Consider the following 19,323-nt stretch of genomic DNA (forward strand, 5'->3'; position numbering starts at 1 on the left):
TGGAATGATGCAAAGGGGTTGGTTAAGGAAAAGCAATTGGAGAATTTATTTTGCTCATCGGACACGCATTTTGTTAAAATGAAAGCTGATGAGTAATATGTGTCTGTCAGATTAAGTTTGAGCTACTACATATAAAGATAATTTCTTTAGTTCTGCAAGATAGTTTGCTAAAGTGATTTAAGTAAAGATTCACACTATGATAGAAATTGTAATGATGAACTATATCTTTTCACCTCATTAATAATAATAGCCAATTCCTTTTTAGAAATAATTATCTGTCTAATATCTGGTTTTTCTATATATTGCCAATATCGATCACCTTTATTATCCTCTTTAAGTTCATTATATTTAGCACCAAGAATTTTTATCATATCGTCATTTGAAACAGCAAAGATAATGAAGCCTGAATCATTAATATTTTCTGTTGAAGCTTGATAACAATAGTTTTGATTAAAATTACTAGCTTCTTCCAGACCTATAGCTTCTGGTGAAATCATTCCTAACATTACTCTAAAAGCATCAGAAATATTCATATTAAATAATTCTTTATTTTCAGGATATGAAATTAGAGCGTTAGAGCTATCAATTAAAGAAGATATATCTACCCAAAGGCTCGATGTTTTTAATTCATCTGGAAAAAAGTAGCCATCAATACAAAAATGAAAAAGACCGTTTTTAAAACTGCCATTACTCCATTCTGGAATATTCTCTATAATAACTGCAAAACGATACGGGTCACCAAAAATCATTCTATTTTCCCTTTACTCCTAATTGTTTCTTGATACCATTTGGAATATCATTCTTATTTAGTGGATTTTTTTTATCCCCAGTGCTACCAGACCAATGATACACACCATTATTACTCGGTGAATATCTATGAATATTCCCTTCTGAGTCTATCCCATAACGATGTTTATTACCATCTATAGATATGGAACCTTCAAAAATTTCAAGTGAATTTTTTGGTTCAACTCCTGCATTAGGTCTAAATCCTTGAGCTCCTGGAGTGTGCTTAGTATTTGATTCAATATCTAGCCCATTACTTGCAGTTGTTTTTTCTGGAATAGGTAATCTATTATCCGCAGTTAAGGCGTTATTTATCCAAGCAGGATCTAGTGGTTCATAACCTGGCAACGGAGGTAGTGCTTCGGGGATTTGATTACCTCCTGTATGATTCGGACCTAATTCTTCTGGATCTAGTGGTTTGTAACCCGGTAAAGGATCTCGTGGTTCTTCTGGTATTGGGTAACCTTCTAATTTTGGAAGATCATTAGGATCTACGGCTATTGTTTTTTTATTATTGTTATTTAAAACATAATCCACCAGTTTATCTGTTAGAAAATCACTATAACCAACAGGGCCTAATGATAAGTTGATATTATCATTGATGTCATCAATTATGTTAGCAAGTTGATCCGGATCGATATCTGAAACTTCTAACGAAATCCCCACCGTGGCAGCGGCATAAATTAATTGTTCTGTTGCCCATGTTCGGCAGACAGTGTTTTTTACACAAACTTTTCCACCTTGTTTTATTAATTGCGATGTCCCTTGAGCAAGTACATTTAAATAATTATTCTCAACCGCATTTTTCCCCGCAGCAACGCCAGTATTCACATCTTGAATATCACCACCGGCAGCAGCAATCGCAAGACCTGTCGCAAGTTGTGATAGGGCACTGACTTTTTGCCTTTCTTCTTGGCTTAGGTCTTTGATGTCTTTATCAGGGTAAAGGATCCCCGCAATAACTTCTGCACCCCATTCACTTGCTGCCGTGCCTAAGCCACCCACAAGCCCTGAGTTGCCTTGTAATAATAACTAAGGCTAAGAAAAAATTAGTACTTGGAAAATTAATTATAGGGTTTGGTGACAGAATCAACCGTCACCTTTAACTGAAAATACACAAAATTTAGGATGGTGTCATTATTGGTGTCATGAATTTTTTAATTTTAAAAGCATATTTAACAACCAATTTCGACAAGATGACCATTCATTTGGATAAAAATAATTACAATCAATGTCATCTAATATAATTTTTTGTAGTTCTTTTTCGCTATAAGAAGATTCTAACAATGATCGAATTTCTTTAATCATCTCATTTTGTTCATTAATTGTTTCTGTTTTCCTGTAAGCATCTAACGCTTTATCAACACTTCCAAAGATCTCTTCAAAATCTTGATTTAAATAACATCTCAAATAATAAGATAATGCAGGATATGTTTCTGTTGCTATTATCATGGTGTAGGATACCCCGTAACAATTCTATAACCATTAGGCATTGAAGAATCTCTAGCTATAATTATTCTAGCATTTGACACTTTACTTACATTTGTTTGTCCTTTCGAGACACTAATTCCTATTGGTGATGACGATTTATATTCAATTTCTAAATAACCTTTTTGGTTTCCAGTTAGATAAGCATCTATTTTAGATTGATTTGCTTCAATCGCTTTACTTGTAACTGATTCTGCTGTCGCTCTATCAGTAAAAGAAGATGCTGTTTTAACATTTCCGGTAGACACTCTATCTAATAACTCCTGCTCTGTTTTACCTACATGTCTTGCAATTAAATGTCCTCCTGCAGCTTCATGTGCAGAAAGACTTCCACCAGGAACAATTCGACTATAATTGTCGTCTGCCGCCTTTCCAGCAGCACCAGCAGTTTTATCAGTAAACTTACTAAATGCTGCAGCCGAGGCTAATTTTAACCCATCTTCTAAACTTAAACCACCATTACGAACCTGATGAATAATTTTATTGACTTCCGGTCCTGAAACAAACGAATCGAGAATTCCGTTCTTAATAAATCTTTCTTGTATCTCTGATTCAGATAAACCTTCAGAGCGCCATTTATCAAGTAAAATTAAACTCCTTATTTCATTTAAATAAGGATTGTTAATAATGTTTGATACCGTCCAATCCCATGCTGACGCATCATTAATATCCCAATCACCAAATGAATGATTTTTACTATTGTCAATCTGACTTTGCTTTATTCCTTCAAGCATTGTGTCAGAATACCATGCAACTAATTGGTAATATTCATCTTCTGATAGCTTACCTGCTTTATATAAATCAACTAATCTTTGTCCTGCTTCTTGTTCTTTTTGCATATATTGATTATAAACATTCGCTTTACACTCCTCTGTTTTACAATCGTTATATTGCTGCTGCAATTTATCTACTTCATCATAACCGACAATATCTTTGATTTTTTCATAAAGCTTTTTACTCTCTTTATCAAGCTTTTCAACGCCACGTTTATTACTTAATAAATTATTCTCAACCGCATTTTTCCCCGCAGCTACCCCAGTATTGATATCTTGGATATCACCACCTGCAGCAGCTATCGCAAGACCTGTCGCTAGCTGTGATAGGGCGCTGATTTGTTGCCTTTCTTCTTGGCTTAGGTCTTTGATGTCTTTATCGGGGTAAAGTATGCCCGCAATAACTTCAGCACCACGCTCACCCATTGCTGCACCCATGCCACCTACAAGTGCAGAGTTACCTTGCAGCTCAGCAACAACCGCGCCGAGTATGGCATGGCTGACGGTGTTGGCGAGGGTGTTTCCTTCGGTCTGTTGTTTGATAATAGTTGCTATCTTCGGCGCTAATGCCCCTGCGGCTGCCCCTTTCATGTCGCCACTGATTAAGCCGTTGATGATACTAACCGCCATGTCAATGCCTTGACGGGTGTCACTGCCCATTGCTGACATGCCTTGATTCATCGATTCTTTGTAGGCGTCTTCGTAGATTTTTTGTTGTTGCTTGTCGGTTAAAACGATGCCTTTGTCTGCGGCTTTTTCTTGTTCTTTTTCTACTGCTTCTTTTGCCTTGGATTCGGCCCTTATCCGGTCAATATGATTAAGCATCGTTAACGTTTCACCACCAATTTCACTCACTAACTGCGTTTGGTCGATGATGTCTTGCTCTTTTTGTTTGTTAAAGATGTGTTTGAGCTCGTTATTCGCCTGCTCGGTATCATGACTTAATTCGTTGATATCTTGTTTTTGGTTATCCTTATTGCGGATAATTATCGTCCCTTCCGATACCGCTGAATGCGTCGTCGAATGCTCGCTTTCGTTTTTATTGCGACTGGTTGGCATTGATGGCATGCCGCTAGAGCTTACCCCTGCACTGCTACTACTGACTTGGTAGTCCGCTTTGTTTTTGATATCACTAAAGCTGATTGTGCCTGTGTCAAGACGGTTTTGGCTCGTGTCTTTCGCTTCTGAGGCTATTACCGCCCCTTTTAGGTCGGTGTTATTGCCGACCGTAATGTCAAAGCCGCCACTGCCGGCAAAAATGCCCGATTGGTCGGTCACACTTTGCCAGTTGCTGTCCATTTTCGTTTTGCTTGCCGAGCCATTGAAACTACCACCACCGCCGAGTGAAACACTGCCCCCTACCGAGCTCGACGTGCTTTTGGAGTGGAACTTGTCGCTGTCTTGTTTTGATTCAATATTAAGGTCATGACCAATATCAGCCACTACCCTATCGCCTTTGACTTGTCCCGCAATAATGTTGGCATCATTACCGGTGATAATCGTGAGCTTGTTGCCTGCTTCAACGACGCTTTCACTCCAGTCGGTGCCGTTACCTTTTTCTCGGGATTTGCTTTGGCTAGCACTGGCCGAGATGGTAAAGCCATTTTGTTCTCCACCAAAGTTATAGCCCACGCCTACCGAGCCACTGCTGTTTTTTTCTTTGCTGTCGGTTTTTATCGTGTTTTCTTGTCCGATGATGTTAACATCATGGTTCGCTTTGAGCATTGCATCATGACCTGCAGATACCTGACTGCCGATGATGTTGATATCGCCACGCTCTTTTTGACCATTGCCCGTCGCAATAATGCTGAGGTTATGCCCCGCTGAGATGCCACTACTTACCACGGTGTGTTGTTCTTGGTTTACCGTGCGTTTGGTTTTTTCACTGCCCAAACTGACATTAATGCCAATCGAGGCTTGAGGGGTGCCATTTTGTAAATTAGCGCCGCCCTCTAGCGCCGCATTACCCGCTTGTAACCCCGCTTTAATATTCATCAGCGCTTTGGTTTTTTCATTGGTCTGCTTTTTCGCTTGCTCTCGGGTTTGGTTGGCGTTGTAAATATCACTCACCGTGCCTGTTATCGAAACAGTAAGCCCTGATTTTTTGCGCTCATACTCTTCTTGATACGTCGTTTTGGCATCTAATGCTTCAATATTGACGTTTTCACCTTGTAATTTGATGTTTTGTTGGGCGATGACATCACTGCCTTTAATACTTAGGTCTTTACCCGCTTGGATATTGACACTGCCTTTTGTGCTGCCTACAACACTGCCCACAAAGGCTTGTTCGGTATTTGTTTGTTTTAACGATTCGCTTTCTTTACCTGCCGTAAAGCCTATTCCACCACTGCCCATTAACCCGGATTTTTTGGTCTTGGTTTCGTGTTTTCGGTAATACGACTCTTCCGCTGCATCAATGGTGATATCTTTCCCTGCACCAAGACTCACATTGTGCGTACCTACCACTTCACTGCCCGTGACCGTTAAATTGTTGCCCGCATTAATGTTTACCTTATCACCATAAATTCCACTGCCTTTTTGGGTGATGTTGTCGACCGCTATATCTTCAGTAATTGAACCCTTATTAAGCAACCCTTTCGTTTTGGTTTTGTGATGCTCGGTTAACTGTAAGCGTTCTTGCTCACTACCAATATCAATATCATGCTCGGCTAGTAGGTTTATGCGTTTATCGCTCGATAGCTCCGCCGATTTCGCTAAAATATCATGCCCTGCAATTAAGTTTAGGTCGCCATGGGTTAAAAGTTCACTGCCCACCACCTCTTCAATATCAACTTTGTGTGAGTGGTTTTTATTCCATTTCGAGTCTTGATAGCTTTGCGTTTTTAAGGTCGATAAATTAATATCGTGCCCCGCCATCACGTTAGTGACTCCATCTTCACCGCCATTTATTACCAAGGCCGCACCCAAATTGATATCATGCCCCGCTTTTAAGTGGATATCGCCATCGTTGACGCTGATACTTGAAATCTAGTCAATGACCGTGTTTTTGCTTTTGCTCGCACCGTAATGCGTTTCGGTGGTGGAGGTGGTACTATTTAAGTTGATGTCGTTATTGGCCTGTAAATAAGCTAACCTATCTGCTTTTAATTTGCCGCTGCTGTTAATGCTGTCTTTCGCTTGAATAATGATGCCTTCTGCATCAATCAAACCTTGGTTATTAACGTTATTACCTAATAAGGCAACCCGTTTTTTACCTAATATCGTCCCCGAGGATTCGATATCATGCTCCGCTAGCACCGTGACACTTTTTCCCGATAATAATGCCCCGTCTGAGGTTAATTGCGGGCGGTTAACAAGGTATACTTGTGGCACCAATACCGAGGCCGGTTGTCCATCGACCATCACCGTCTTGCTTTCCAGCCAAACTATATCACTGGTTAAGGCTTTCATTTGTTCCGCTGATAGCGAGGCACCTATCGATAATCCGTACTGCTTGGCAAACTCTACCCCCACATTAATTTTATAACCACTTTTGTTACCACTAAAAACTTAAATAAAATCAATATCTTTTCTGAAAGATTTTTTATAGCTAAAAATAGAGAATTAGTGTGTTTTTACGCTTTGAAGATAAAGAAATATGACACAATGGGCAAATAAAATTGGTGTTAGAGTTCATAACTTAGTTATAAATTGAATCATCTATTCCAATTCTGCGAGCTTTATCACAGAATTGGAAAAGTAAAACAAGGTTATTTAGGAATTTTCCCTGTCCACCAAATCGGCTTTTCATCCGCGCCTAAGTTATCAAAAACAGATAGCGGTATTTGTTTATAACTTATTGAGTAAGGTAATGTAGTTATAGCCACCATTACTGGCTCATATTCATAATCGGGTTCTGATTTAAAGCCCTCATAACTTATCTTGGCAGATTCAACACAATAATGAAATGCATAAAAGTAACCATCAAAAATATCATATAAAGTTGATTTTGTTCTGTCTAAATCACTTTTGGCTTTACCTGATAAAATAGGCCCCCAATCAATGGCTTCTCTATCTAACTGTTTAAATTCTTCCTCGACCAATTTCATTAACGATTCAGCCGTATCTAGCTCTTCTAACTTCAAATATCGACGATATAAACGGTCCGTTAAAATAGACCAATCTTCTTTGGGATATTTAGGCAAAAGATAATATGAAATACAATCAAAAAATAATCTCATATCACTGTCTGTACCTAGAATAAATACAGAACCCCCACCTCTAATACCAATAGTTAATAACATTATTTAATTACCTTTTATCTTTCAAAAATTCAATTTGTTTTGAGCTAATTATTCCGTTAGATTTTCGAACAATTCCGCGTCTAATTTTAAATTCTAACGCGGGTGTTAAATGCTGCCCTCTAACATCTATCCGAACTTGTTGCTGCATACCATTTGGTAAATGTTTTTGTCGTTCAATTGCTTGTTTAGAAATATTATTAATCAGATTATCAGCATATTTGCCTATATCATAATTTTTCACTTCTATTGAACAAGTTGTGCCATTACAAAAATCAGGTCTTACACTTCCTTTTGTACCGTGAGGGACTTCTACACCATCTTTATAACTTACTTGACCTCTATAATCTGGAGGCAAGCTGGCGCCGACATCTTTTTCTGATGTGGATGAATGTGGGCGACCGTTGGTTGTTTTCCCTGTATTCGGCGATGGCACCTTCGTTTTTGCACCATTTTCAAAAGTATAATAAGCACCGTTATTAGTATATATTGGGTTACCTGCGGCATCAAATTTTCCTGTATGGGTATAAACGCCGCCTTTAGGTCCGACAACATTAGCTCCTTGTGAAGTATAACCGTTAGGGAGTGTCGTTCCCTTTCCAGCTACTCTATTAATATCCTCACTTATTTGCTCTACTTCTTTTGCCGATAACTTCTGCCCTGTAGATCTCGCTTTCCAGGCTAAATTACTCAAACCTTTTGCTGTAACGCCACCTGTTGAGAGTGAAAATAACAATTCAGCATCTGATGCTGACACGCCTAATATCTTAGAAAGTCCCTCGGCTGTTTGCGTATGATAAGTTTTGCCATTATAAATGACCATTAACCCCGTTGCACCATTATCAACCATTGACCATGTTAAATATGCACTTGGTAGACAACCTACTAATGTGGTACAACCCGGTGATAATGCGACTGCTGCCATTCCATCTAAGACAGCCATCCCAACTTGAAGAGTACCTCCTGCTAGGGTACTTATGCTCCATTCACTATCATAATAGGCTATTGTATCTGAAATCTTATTACCTGTCGTATAGTCAAATAATTCTTCAATTTTTTTATAAGACTCTTTACTCCCTCCTGTAATATAAGTTGGCAATTCAACTTCAATTTCAGCTGTTTGACCTTTCAATTGTTCTCTATAAGATTCTAACTCAGGGCTATTACCTAGCTCTTCTAATGCTAAATACGCTGCTTTATCTGGGTCATCATCCGCTAATCCAGCTGAACAATGAATTAATGCACAAGCTGCTGCACGATATAATAAATCTTCTCGTTCGTTTCCTTTAACAAGCTCGTCAATGCGTTTCTTTTCTGTTGGAGTAAGTAGTCGGTTATTCTCAACCGCATTCTTACCTGCCGCAACGCCAGTATTGACATCTTGAATATCACCGCCCATCGCCGCAATGGCAAGACCTGTCGCTAGCTGTGATAGGGCGCTGATTTGTTGTCTTTCTTCTTGGCTTAGGTCTTTGATGTCTTTATCGGGGTAAAGGATACCCATGATAACCTCAGCACCCCGTTCACTTGCAGCAGCGCCTAAGCCACCCACTAGTGCGGAGTTGCCTTGCAGTTCGGCTACCACCGCACCGAGTATGGCATGGCTGACGGTGTTGGCGAGGATGTTTCCTTCGGTCTGTTGTTTGATAATAGTCGCAATTTTTGGCGCAAGTGCCCCTGCGGCAGCCCCTGCCATGTCGCCACTGATTAAGCCGTTGATGATACTAACGGCCATGTCAATACCTTGACGGGTGTCACTGCCCATTGCTGACATGCCTTGATTCATCGCTTCTTTGTAAGCGTCTTCGTAGATTTTTTGTTGCTCTTCTTCTGTTAGTCCCTTGTTTTTATTTTTTTCTTTTTCCTTTTCAACCGCTTCTTTTGCCTTGGATTCGGCTCTTATCCGGTCAATATGATTAAGCATCGTTAACGTTTCACCACCAATTTCACTCACTAACTGCGTTTGGTCGATGATGTCTTGCTCTTTTTGTTTGTTAAAGATGTGTTTGAGCTCGTTATTCGCCTGCTCAGTATCATGACTTAATTCGTTGATATCTTGTTTTTGGTTGTCTTTATTGCGGATAATTATCGTCCCTTCCGATACCGCTGAATGCGTCGTCGAATGCTCGCTTTCGTTTTTGTTGCGACTGGTTGGCATTGATGGCATGCCGCTAGAGCTAACGCTTGCACTGCTACTACTGATTTGGTAGTCCGCTTTGTTTTCGATATCACTAAAGCTGATTGTGCCCGTGTCTATACGGTTTTGGCTCGTGTCTTTCGCTTCTGAGGCTATCACCGCCACAGATAGCACAAAAAAACACCAAAAAATTAAATAAAATCAATACATTTCGTGACCAGTTTTTTGTAAGTAAAAATAGTAACTTAATGTGTTTTTTGTGTTTAGTAACATAGTTAACTATCACTTTTTAATAACAAATACTCTAATATGGACTAGAATTGTCAGGTTAAATTTGAACTACTACAGTCGCTCGGCTATTTTCTTATTCTTTCAGGCTTGTAATAATTCGAAAATCTGGTACCATTCCTTCCAAGAAAGGTGATTATAATGCTAGCAATTTCCAAACTGTGGTGGTGCGAAGTAGCTAGTATAAATTACCTGTATATTTTCTTCACTCTACCGAGTTTAAAGTTGCATTCATGTTTTAATCCAGGATAAGGGAAAAGAAAATTAAAACCCCACAAGGTGTTTTATTTACTAAAGTAGAAGATGGAGTTTTTAAAAGATATGAATGAATTTGAATATTACATTATTGATCGGGCAGGTGACAAAGCCTACCCTTTGATTGGTCCTCAAGATGATTCTTTCCATACAATGATGTACCCAAGAACAACAACAAGAATTGAAAATCCAGAAATGACCAATTTTAAGTATTGCGAACCCATTCCAAGAAAACCGGTCATTAGCGATTATTTTTCCGAACCGGAAAGCATTGTATCCAAAAAAATAGCCGAGGTATTAGCACCGTTAGATATTAAAGGCATACAGCTTATCCCTGCCGAAATAGAGACCCATACGGGCGATATTTTAGAAGATTATTTTTATATTCATATCTATAACTACCTTAAAGCGGTCGATCGGGAAAAATCTAAATGCGAAGCAGACCTCTATGATCCGGATTCGTTAGCTTGGATTGATCGATTTGAATTAGACCGCAAAGTATTGGAAAAAATCCCACTAGAAGAACGTTTAGTATTTAAACTTATAGAATTCACAACTATACATCTTTATCATAAATCAGTAGTTGACGCCATTATGGCGGTAAACCCACAAGGTGTTTTATTTACTAAAGTAGAAGATTGGTATTTTTAAGGGATATTTAAATTTTTTCTTCCTATATAATATAACGAACAACCACCGAAACTATTTTAACGAAAGAAAAAATTTACAACCCTTTAAATTAAAATAAAATATAGAAAATTATTATAAGGAAAAAGTAAAGCCATAATTGTTATTAAGTTAAGCAGTCGGCTGCTTAACTTAATTATCCAAATTATTTATAAAATTCACTCCATCCCCTTATATCAAGATAACTAATGAACATTCATTGCTATTTTGCTGTGTCTTAATGCTGTTATTTTAGGTATGTTTAGTTAAAAAACTACTAATTTCTTGTTGTGATTTGAATGTCCTTATACTTTGTAAGAGTTCTGACGCCTCGGCATAGTGCTGTTTTAAGTAGGCAAGCCACTGTTTGATGCGTGCGGAGTGGTACAAAGGTTTAACGTCATCAATTGATGCGGTTGCATAGCGGATTAATATTGCCATTACTTGTTGCCAATTTAATGCAGGTTGTTTAGCTTGAATCATGTTGGCCAAATTGGGAATGGTTAAAATGCCTCGCCCTAGCATAATGTCGTTAGTTTGGCTTTGGTTTATGCAATTTTTTGCATCTTCAATAGTAAAAATTTCGCCATTGGCAATAACGGGAATGTTTAATTGTTGCTTGATTTGCCCAATTGTTTGCCAGTCTATTTTTTCGGCTTTGTAGCCGTCTTCTTTGGTTCTGCCGTGAATAACGATTTCATTAGCACCCGCATGTTCAATTGCACTTGCAATGTCGTGACAATACGATTTGTTATCCCAACCTAATCGAATTTTGACCGATAATTGGTGTGATTTTCCTATTGCTTGCCTTACTTGGCTGACAATATCAAATATCTGTTTGGGATATTGTAATAAATAAGCACCACCGTGATTGCCCACCACTGTTTTGGCTGGGCAACCAAAATTGATGTCGATACCGTAAGATCCTAATTCAATGACTTTTATGGCATTTTCTGCCATCCATTCGGGTGATTGTCCTAAAATTTGGACACGGACAGGCGTACCTGATTGAGTTTTTCCGTTATGGTAAAGTTCAGGGCAAAGGCGGTAAAAAGTTCGATTAGATAATTTGTGATGCGTCACTCTAACAAATTCAGTCACACAATAATCAAATGGATTAATTTCGGTTAGTATTTGCCTTACTTGATAATCAAGTACGCCTTCCATGGGCGCTAAAATAATTCGATTAATTTTCATTGAAAACCCTAATTAGTATTATCATTGCTACAAACACGACAGTTGGGTTGTTTGGTTACTTTAATTTGGTTAAATTCCATTGTCATTGTATCAATCATTAATAGCCGTCCAGTTAATGGCTTTCCATATTGAGTGAGCACTTTTATGGCTTCTAAGGCTTGCATTGAGCCAAACATGCCAACTAGTGGTGCCATAACACCTGTTTCAACGCAAGTAAGCTGATCTTTGCCAAATAAATGGCTTAGACAATGATAACAAGGTTCATTGGGTTGGTAAGTAAATACGCTTAGTAACCCTTCCATTCGAATTGTCGCTCCAGAAACTAGCGTTTTTTTTACTTTAAAACAGCAACGGTTAATTTGCTCTCGTGTTGCTAAGTTATCGGTACAATCGATGATAATGTCATGCTGTTTGATAAGCGATATGAGGTTGTTGTCGTCAAGTTGCACATTTACTGTGTCAATCAATAGGTTGGTATTAATATTGACTAAAGCTTGTTTTGCAACGTCAACTTTGTATTGATTGATGGCATTTTCAGTATATAAAATTTGTCGGTTTAAGTTAGATTTTGATACCGTGTCAAAATCTACTAACGTTAATTTGCCTAAACCTGAAGCCGCTAAATAGAGCGATGCACCGCAACCAAGCCCACCTAAACCAATGATCAGTGCGGAACTGTTTTTTAATATTTGTTGTTTATCAATGTCAAAACCGCGTAATGTGATTTGTCTATCATAACGAAACAATTCTTGATCAGTAAGTTTTAGCATATTAGAAGGTATGATGATTAATAATTTATTTATTATAGCAGAAACTTAGAATAAGAAGATGTCAAGATAATCAGGTTATTTGTTGATGTCCATAATCATCCAAATCATGATGAAATTTAATTAATGTGTTGATTTGTCCATTTAAGTATAATAATTGCTATTTTGCAACTTCAAATAAAGTTGAACCTTTTTTTAAATTCCTTTTAGTATGGATATGATTTGTTGTTTTTTTCATAATTAGATTATCTCGTTACTTTTATCTTTAAGAGCCTTTTAATTTTGAAAAATATTTTGGTCGGGATAGTTATTTCTCCCTTTTTTATTCCACAAAAAATTATTACGCCTATTTTTCAGAATTGATACCTTTATCATTAATTAGCAATGGTAAAGGTATCTAATATAATATTTAATATATTTTATTTGTTATCTAAAATTTTGCTAACTTTTATCAGATAATTGCGTGACTCTTGCGAAACATGAGAAGTGACTAGTCTTTGATAAACTTGTTGCGGTGTCATCGAGTTTATAATATTGATTGCTTCATTGCGATCATTAGAAAAAATACGCAATACGTTACCTGCGCCACCATTATAAGATACAATCATGGCATATCTTAACGAAATAGGGTTATTAATTCCTGCTAAATATTTTGTTTTTAATAAAGATAAATAAGCTGTACCCATATCAACATTATTACGAGGATCTAACAAAAACTTTCGACTAGGTTCACCAGATTTACCTCTTAATTTAAAAATATCACGACCTGCTGTATGTTGTTGAACTTGCATTAATCCAAGAGCATCAGTCCGACTAACTGCATAAGGGTTAAACGCTGATTCCGCCTCTATAATAGCTAAAATCAGACGTTCATCAATAAAATAACGATTAGATGCTTTGGTAATAAGTGGTAAAAATTTTCTAGCTCGTTGATTAATATGATTTGGTACGAGTTTTATTTCAACATAAGTAATTTGATGCGAACCTGATTCACGCTGCATCAAGTTATTAGATAACACATAATCAGCAAAACTACTTGCCCTACCATTCCAACGAATAGGTTGTCGCTCTTGATCAAGAACCTGATTATATAAGAAAGGTTCCTGAGATAAATCCTGACTAATTTTGTCATGTCGAATAATATCAACAGGTTCAGACATTAATAACGTTGATACTATAGCTTCTTTTAAATTATCTAGAGGGGTATCAGATAATGTTTCAAACGTGATAACTCCTGAAACAAAGTTAATATGAACACGTGTTTTTAAATTATCTTCATATTGAACATAGTCTTTAGGTCCTGCAATAACGACTTCTTTGGGGCCCCAAATTTGTTCAATGTTATTAGCATATTGGCTAATTAAAATATTAAAGGCATTGGTATCTTTAACATAATAATCATTATTATGATTGACTGAGTTTTTGCTAGGACAACCAGTTAAAAGGCTTATGGCAATCATCAATGTAATGATTTTCTGTTTTTTTTTCATTTTGTATTTGTATCTCAATTTTGGGGTTTATATCCATCAATAACAATATCTTCACCTTCAAATAAAAATTTGACCATTTCAGTTTCAATTTTTTTGCGGTGTTCAAGATTCATCATGTTAAATTTATTTTCATTAATTAACATCGTTTGCTTTTTGAGCCACTCCTGCCATGCTTGTTTTGATATTTCATTAAAAATACGTTTGCCAAGCTCTCCAGGATAAAGCTGGAAATCTAAACCTTCTGCTTCTTTTTTTAAATAATGGCAATAAATAACACGACTCATTTTTATCTCTTTTTAAGTACAACATGGATTTTGCTAATTATACCTGAAAATAATTAGCAATAAGAAGATAATTATTGAGTCACTATATAAATTAAAATTGCTGTCATAACTGAATATTAAGTTAAAATTATTGCATAATTATTTGCTTTACACCGCAGTTAATTCGCTTAAAATAATATGAAATCGTTTATAAAAATAAATAAGGATTTCACCATGTCAGCAAAAATCACTCGTGAGCTTTTTGATCAAGTTATTTTACCCGTTTATGCTCCTGCCCAATTTATTCCTGTTAAAGGTCAAGGTAGTCGTGTTTGGGATCAGCATGGTGAGGAATATATTGATTTTGCCGGTGGTATTGCAGTCAATGCGCTTGGTCATTGTCATCCTCGATTAGTGAAAGCGTTGCAAGAACAAAGCGAAAAACTGTGGCATGTTAGTAATGTGTTTACTAATGAGCCAGCTTTAAATTTGGCGCAAAAATTAATTGATAATACCTTTGCTGATCGCGCTTTTTTTGCTAATTCAGGAGCTGAAGCAAATGAAGCTGCATTTAAACTAGCTCGATATTATGCCGCCGAAAAATACAGTCCTTATAAAACCAAAATTATTGCCTTTTATCAGTCTTTTCATGGTCGTACATTTTTTACGGTTTCAGTAGGTGGGCAAGCCAAATATTCTGATGGTTTTGGTCCAAAACCTGCCGATATTATTCATGTTCCTTTTAATGATCTTGATGCGGTTAAAGCGGTAATTGATGACCATACTTGTGCTGTTGTGTTAGAGCCAGTTCAAGGTGAAGGGGGACTCACTTCAGCAACACCTGAATTTTTGCAAGGTGTGCGTGAACTTTGTGATGAATATAAAGCCTTATTGGTATTTGATGAGGTGCAATGCGGAATGGGTAGAACAGGCAGTTTATATACTTATCAACAATATGGTGTCATACCTGATATTTTGACCTCGGCTAAGGCTTTAGGTGGTGGCTTTCCAATTAGTGTAATGTTAACCACCAATGAAATTGCTTCAGTTATGCACCCCGGTGTGCATGGCACCACTTACGGTGGCAATCCTCTTGCTTGTGCTGTCGCTTGTGAGGCTTTTGATATCATTAATTCTGCCGAAGTACTTGAGGGTGTGCAAAAACGACGTGCTATCTTTATTGAAAAACTAGAAGAAATTAACGATAAATTTAAATTATTTCGCCAATATCGAGGTAAAGGACTGCTGTTAGGTGCTGAACTGCAACCTGAGTTCCATAATAAAGCCCGAGATCTTTTAAATGTTGCCTCTGAATTTAAGGTGATGATTTTAAATGCAGGTCCAAATGTATTGCGTTTTACTCCGTCACTGATAATATCCGAAGACGAAATTAAAGAAGGTATGAAGCGATTAACAAAAGCGGTCGAAAAAGTTGTCAATAGTTGAGTTTTTCTATACAGTAACGACATTTTAATCAATTAAGCACTGTTAGTGTGCTTAAAGGATACTTTTTATGACAGATATTCGACCATTAAATTATGCAAAAACACATTTTATTTTAAGTGCTCCTGATATTTCTCATTTACCGAGTGATAGTGGGGTTGAAGTTGCCTTTGCTGGTAGATCTAATGCTGGCAAATCTAGCGCACTTAATACGTTAACCAATCAAAAAGCGTTAGCAAGAACCAGTAAAACACCAGGAAGAACGCAATTAATCAATCTTTTTCAAGTGGAAGAAAATTGTCGCTTAGTTGATTTGCCTGGTTATGGCTATGCACAAGTTCCCGAAGCAATAAAACGCAAATGGCAAAAATCATTAGGTGAATATCTTCAAAAACGCGAAAGCCTAAAAGGTTTGGTTGTATTAATGGATATACGACATCCTTTGAAAGATTTAGATCAGCAGATGATTGAGTGGGCGGTTTCGGTCGATATTCCTGTTATGTTACTGCTCACAAAGGCCGATAAACTAGCTTCTGGCGCACAAAAAAAGCAAGTTAATATGGTTAAAGAAGCCATTTTACCTTTTCAAGGTGATATTACTGTAGCACCTTTTTCATCGCCAAAACGTGTGGGGTTAGAGCCGTTAAAGCAAAAGTTAGATGAATGGTTTAGCCAACAATGAAACCTGTCATTGACCATGCTGATTTTTCATTTCATGCTTTATCGCCCGAGTTAATTTTTGATAGTTTGCTGTCAATCGGTATTCGTATTGATTCAGGTCTTACTGCTTTAAATAGTTATGAAAACCGAGTTTATCAATTCCATGATGAAGATCGCATTCGTTATGTCGCAAAATTTTATCGGCCTTGTCGTTGGAGCAATGAGCAAATTATTGAAGAACATCAGTTCACTAAGCAATTAGTCGATGCTGAGATTCCTGCTGTTGCTCCTTTAACAATTAATAATACCACGCTACATGAACATGAGGGTTACCGATTTTCCCTATTTCCTAGTGTTGGTGGGCGGCAATACGAAGTAGATAATTTAGAGCAGATGGAATCAGTTGCTATGTTGCTTGGGCGTATTCATCAACTTGGTGCAAAAAAGCCTTTTTTACATCGCCCCACTATCGGGTTAGAGCAATATCTTTATCAGCCCCAAGAGATAATATTATCTTGTCATTTTATTCCCCAAAAAGTGCAATCGGATCTGAAAACAATTTTAGCGCAATTAATTAAAACCGTTGAGCACTATTGGCATAATGATTGGCAACCTATCCGCCTTCATGCTGATTGCCATGCAGGTAATATTTTATGGCGAGACGGTGCAACATTTGTTGATTTTGATGATGCTCGTAATGGTCCTGCTATTCAAGATTTGTGGATGTTGCTTTATGGAAATCAACAAGAACAACGCTTGCAGTTAGATATGCTAATTGAAATGTATCAAGAATTTTTTGATTTTGATTCACAACAGCTTAGATTAATTGAACCATTAAGAGCAATGAGAATGATACACCATTTAGCATGGGTTATTGCCCGTTGGCAAGATCCTGCTTTTCCTATCGCTTTTCCGTGGATAACAGATGAAGACTTTTGGCGACAACAATTATCAGAATTTAAACAGCAGATTGAGGCAATCAAAGCGCCATCGATAAAATTAATGTCGATAATGTAAGTGTTAATAATATGATTAATTGATTAATTTTAATAATTCATCAAAATCGGGACAGCTTTTGACTAATGCCTCTTTTTTGGGCTTAGAAAACTGTTTTATTTGATACTCAATTTTGAGTGCTAGCGATTTGTCACCAATCAAGACTTGATACACAATTGTCAAATCCTTATGCCCTTTTAAACATTTAGCGCCTTTACCATTTTGATGTTGTTGTAAACGCCGAGCAACATCAGTGGTAATACCTGTGTATAACGATTGATTTGCCGTTCTAATAATATATAAAAACCATTTAGGTGATTTATTAGACATAAATAGCCCAAAAATATAAAGCGAGTAATTTCATCATTTCATTTGCTTAATAACTTACATTAATTACCAAAATAGTTATATAACTTTCTTAATATTCTGATTTTTGCATCTATAACTATACTAATTTATAGTTAAAACTCAATTAGTAGTATAATAGGTATATTGAGCGTGATACAAAAAAGAAAACAAATTTTATGTAGTTTTTTTACCTTTACTTAAAAATTAAATTAAACAGCCAACTAGAGAATATTTGCCTATTTTTATTAGTATGATTTTTTTAATATTTTTACATAAACGTGGTACACTCCTGAAACTTTTTGACAAAAAGGGACTGTCTTTATTTTTTCAGATAAAATGTTTATTTAGATAAACTGCGTGAGAACCAGTGTATCAATTAAAAATCGACAAAAATCACTTGTTCACAAACCAATGGAAAAGCCGAAATAGTGATACATACATTAATGGGAAGTTGCAGAATCAGCAAATATTTAGCGACTCAAAAGAAAGAAAACAAAAGCTCAAACGCTTTATTAATTTTTATAGTACCGTTAAACCGCTCAGGGAAAACGCCTTATACTTTTTATAGCAGATTATTTTAACCATGAAGTGTAAATAGCTCGGTACTGTCTTATTTCTAACTAATATTTTTAAGTCTTATAGCGATATTATTTAACGATACTGCCTTGTTAACCATTACTGTTTCATTTACTTTAATGCTGATAATGTTTAAGATAACCCCACTTTTTGATGTACTTTGGGATAATAAAATTTGAACAATTTTGCAAAAATTATTGAAGTCGAACGTGGAGATATGAAGTTCGCTTATGTACAAAATGATGAAATAAATTACCTAGACCTGTTTGACCAATTTTTGGCTGAGGAAGGGCATCATCAATTGCTTGACCCAAGCGATAAATTAGAACGATATACTTATTTAATCAATCACAATCAAAGCAAATTTATTTTTAAAATTGATGGTGGTGTTGAGCACCGTTTAGAACGCAAGCTCATCGCCAAAATAACTGGTGATTTTTATTTTAATTTAATTCGTAAACTGGCAAAAATATCACTTGATAAATGTGATATCGCCTATGAACTTTATTTGGTCGCTTTCGATAAGAGAACCAAACGTCATTATATGATCTTTAATTTTATTGAAGGTCGCTCCCTAAAATGGGAAGAGATGAGAGAATATGGTGATCAAGTCAAAAACTGCATTGAAAAACTCCACAGCTATAATTTAGTGTCTAATGATGTGCACGGTGGTAATTTTATTTTAACACCAGATGGAAAAATCAAAGCCATAGATTTAACTAACTCAGGCTTTATATGGTTAACCAAAGCCAATGATGCGATAGAGGCGCAAGAACGTTTTGATATCAAAATTAAGGTTCCTTTTTTTGCAATGGCAATTAAGATGTTTACTCATGGGTTTAAGCGATTGTCTCGGAAGATCCGAGGGAAAGAAGATTAAACAAATCCATCGATAACTAAAACAGTCCTCAAACGTTTATTGTTCCTTAAAACATACGTAGCTTATTTT

At 36.7% G+C, this 19,323-nt stretch carries 17 protein-coding genes; 5 read left to right on the forward strand and 12 right to left on the reverse strand.

From position 1 onward, the window contains the following. Nucleotides 1-194: 194 nt before the first annotated feature. The 7 genes from GA0061080_RS05450 to GA0061080_RS05480 all read right to left on the reverse strand — a co-directional run bounded on the left by GA0061080_RS05450 (nt 195) and on the right by GA0061080_RS05480 (nt 9,590). Nucleotides 195-749, reverse strand: coding sequence for an immunity 42 family protein (locus GA0061080_RS05450; protein WP_091122313.1), 555 nt, complete (start codon nt 747-749; stop codon nt 195-197). A gap of 1 nt (nt 750) precedes the next feature. Continuing rightward, nucleotides 751-1,791 (reverse strand): VENN motif pre-toxin domain-containing protein, encoded by a 1,041-nt coding sequence (locus tag GA0061080_RS05455; protein WP_091122317.1) that lies wholly within the window; start codon nt 1,789-1,791, stop codon nt 751-753. Between the two features lie 141 nt (nt 1,792-1,932). Beyond that, on the reverse strand, nt 1,933-2,238 hold the full coding sequence (locus tag GA0061080_RS05460) for a contact-dependent growth inhibition system immunity protein (RefSeq protein WP_162162671.1): 306 nt from the start codon (nt 2,236-2,238) through the stop codon (nt 1,933-1,935). Further along, nucleotides 2,235-5,963, reverse strand: coding sequence for a hemagglutinin repeat-containing protein (locus GA0061080_RS05465; protein ID WP_141683094.1), 3,729 nt, complete (start codon nt 5,961-5,963; stop codon nt 2,235-2,237). Before GA0061080_RS05465 ends, GA0061080_RS05460 begins: the two co-directional genes overlap by 4 nt. A gap of 72 nt (nt 5,964-6,035) precedes the next feature. Beyond that, a complete protein-coding gene (locus tag GA0061080_RS05470) occupies nt 6,036-6,410 on the reverse strand; it encodes a hypothetical protein (RefSeq protein ID WP_141683095.1) in 375 nt (124 codons plus the stop codon). A 347-nt stretch (nt 6,411-6,757) separates the two neighbouring features. Continuing rightward, the gene (locus GA0061080_RS05475) at nt 6,758-7,291 is read right to left on the reverse strand and encodes a hypothetical protein (protein WP_065625221.1); all 534 of its coding nucleotides are present in this window, start codon (nt 7,289-7,291) and stop codon (nt 6,758-6,760) included. 7 nt (nt 7,292-7,298) lie between these two features. After that, nucleotides 7,299-9,590: a VENN motif pre-toxin domain-containing protein gene (locus GA0061080_RS05480; protein WP_141683096.1), complete on the reverse strand. Its 2,292-nt coding sequence runs from the start codon at nt 9,588-9,590 to the stop codon at nt 7,299-7,301. Between the two features lie 444 nt (nt 9,591-10,034). On the opposite strand from GA0061080_RS05480, the gene GA0061080_RS05485 reads away from it, so the two are divergent. Continuing rightward, entirely contained in the window at nt 10,035-10,619 is a 585-nt protein-coding gene (locus tag GA0061080_RS05485) for an imm11 family protein (protein WP_141683097.1), read from the forward strand. 267 nt (nt 10,620-10,886) lie between these two features. Here the strand turns inward: GA0061080_RS05485 and dusC are convergent, their stop codons facing one another. From dusC to GA0061080_RS05505, 4 genes are all read right to left on the reverse strand, one after another. Then, nucleotides 10,887-11,831, reverse strand: a complete 945-nt coding sequence (gene dusC, locus GA0061080_RS05490; RefSeq protein ID WP_091122337.1) for a tRNA dihydrouridine(16) synthase DusC — start codon at nt 11,829-11,831, stop codon at nt 10,887-10,889. Nucleotides 11,832-11,839: 8 nt separating this feature from the next. After that, nucleotides 11,840-12,601 carry a molybdopterin-synthase adenylyltransferase MoeB gene (locus GA0061080_RS05495; RefSeq protein WP_091122340.1) on the reverse strand — a complete coding sequence of 254 codons (762 nt, stop codon included), beginning with the start codon at nt 12,599-12,601 and terminating at the stop codon, nt 11,840-11,842. Between the two features lie 416 nt (nt 12,602-13,017). Continuing rightward, nucleotides 13,018-14,088: a membrane-bound lytic murein transglycosylase MltC gene (gene mltC / locus GA0061080_RS05500; protein WP_091122344.1), complete on the reverse strand. Its 1,071-nt coding sequence runs from the start codon at nt 14,086-14,088 to the stop codon at nt 13,018-13,020. Nucleotides 14,089-14,102: 14 nt separating this feature from the next. Then, on the reverse strand, nt 14,103-14,372 hold the full coding sequence (locus GA0061080_RS05505; protein ID WP_091122347.1) for an oxidative damage protection protein: 270 nt from the start codon (nt 14,370-14,372) through the stop codon (nt 14,103-14,105). A 213-nt stretch (nt 14,373-14,585) separates the two neighbouring features. Here GA0061080_RS05505 and argD point away from each other — a divergent pair, with 213 nt between their 5' ends. The 3 genes from argD to GA0061080_RS05520 all read left to right on the forward strand — a co-directional run bounded on the left by argD (nt 14,586) and on the right by GA0061080_RS05520 (nt 17,471). Continuing rightward, complete coding sequence (gene argD / locus GA0061080_RS05510; protein ID WP_091122351.1) at nt 14,586-15,797, forward strand: bifunctional acetylornithine/succinyldiaminopimelate transaminase; 1,212 nt, start codon at nt 14,586-14,588, stop codon at nt 15,795-15,797. Between the two features lie 67 nt (nt 15,798-15,864). Then, nucleotides 15,865-16,476, forward strand: coding sequence for a ribosome biogenesis GTP-binding protein YihA/YsxC (gene yihA, locus GA0061080_RS05515; protein ID WP_065635615.1), 612 nt, complete (start codon nt 15,865-15,867; stop codon nt 16,474-16,476). An 8-nt stretch (nt 16,477-16,484) separates the two neighbouring features. Continuing rightward, a complete protein-coding gene (locus GA0061080_RS05520; protein ID WP_091122437.1) occupies nt 16,485-17,471 on the forward strand; it encodes a serine/threonine protein kinase in 987 nt (328 codons plus the stop codon). A 15-nt stretch (nt 17,472-17,486) separates the two neighbouring features. On the opposite strand, the gene GA0061080_RS05525 is transcribed toward GA0061080_RS05520, so the two are convergent. After that, the gene (locus tag GA0061080_RS05525; RefSeq protein WP_065635614.1) at nt 17,487-17,780 is read right to left on the reverse strand and encodes a GIY-YIG nuclease family protein; all 294 of its coding nucleotides are present in this window, start codon (nt 17,778-17,780) and stop codon (nt 17,487-17,489) included. Nucleotides 17,781-18,549: 769 nt separating this feature from the next. On the opposite strand from GA0061080_RS05525, the gene GA0061080_RS05530 reads away from it, so the two are divergent. Next, nucleotides 18,550-19,254, forward strand: coding sequence for a lipopolysaccharide core heptose(II) kinase RfaY (locus tag GA0061080_RS05530; RefSeq protein ID WP_091122355.1), 705 nt, complete (start codon nt 18,550-18,552; stop codon nt 19,252-19,254). Nucleotides 19,255-19,323 lie beyond the last annotated feature (69 nt).

The organism is Gilliamella intestini (genome assembly GCF_900094935.1).
In the GTDB taxonomy this organism is placed as follows: Bacteria; Pseudomonadota; Gammaproteobacteria; order Enterobacterales; family Orbaceae; genus Gilliamella; species Gilliamella intestini.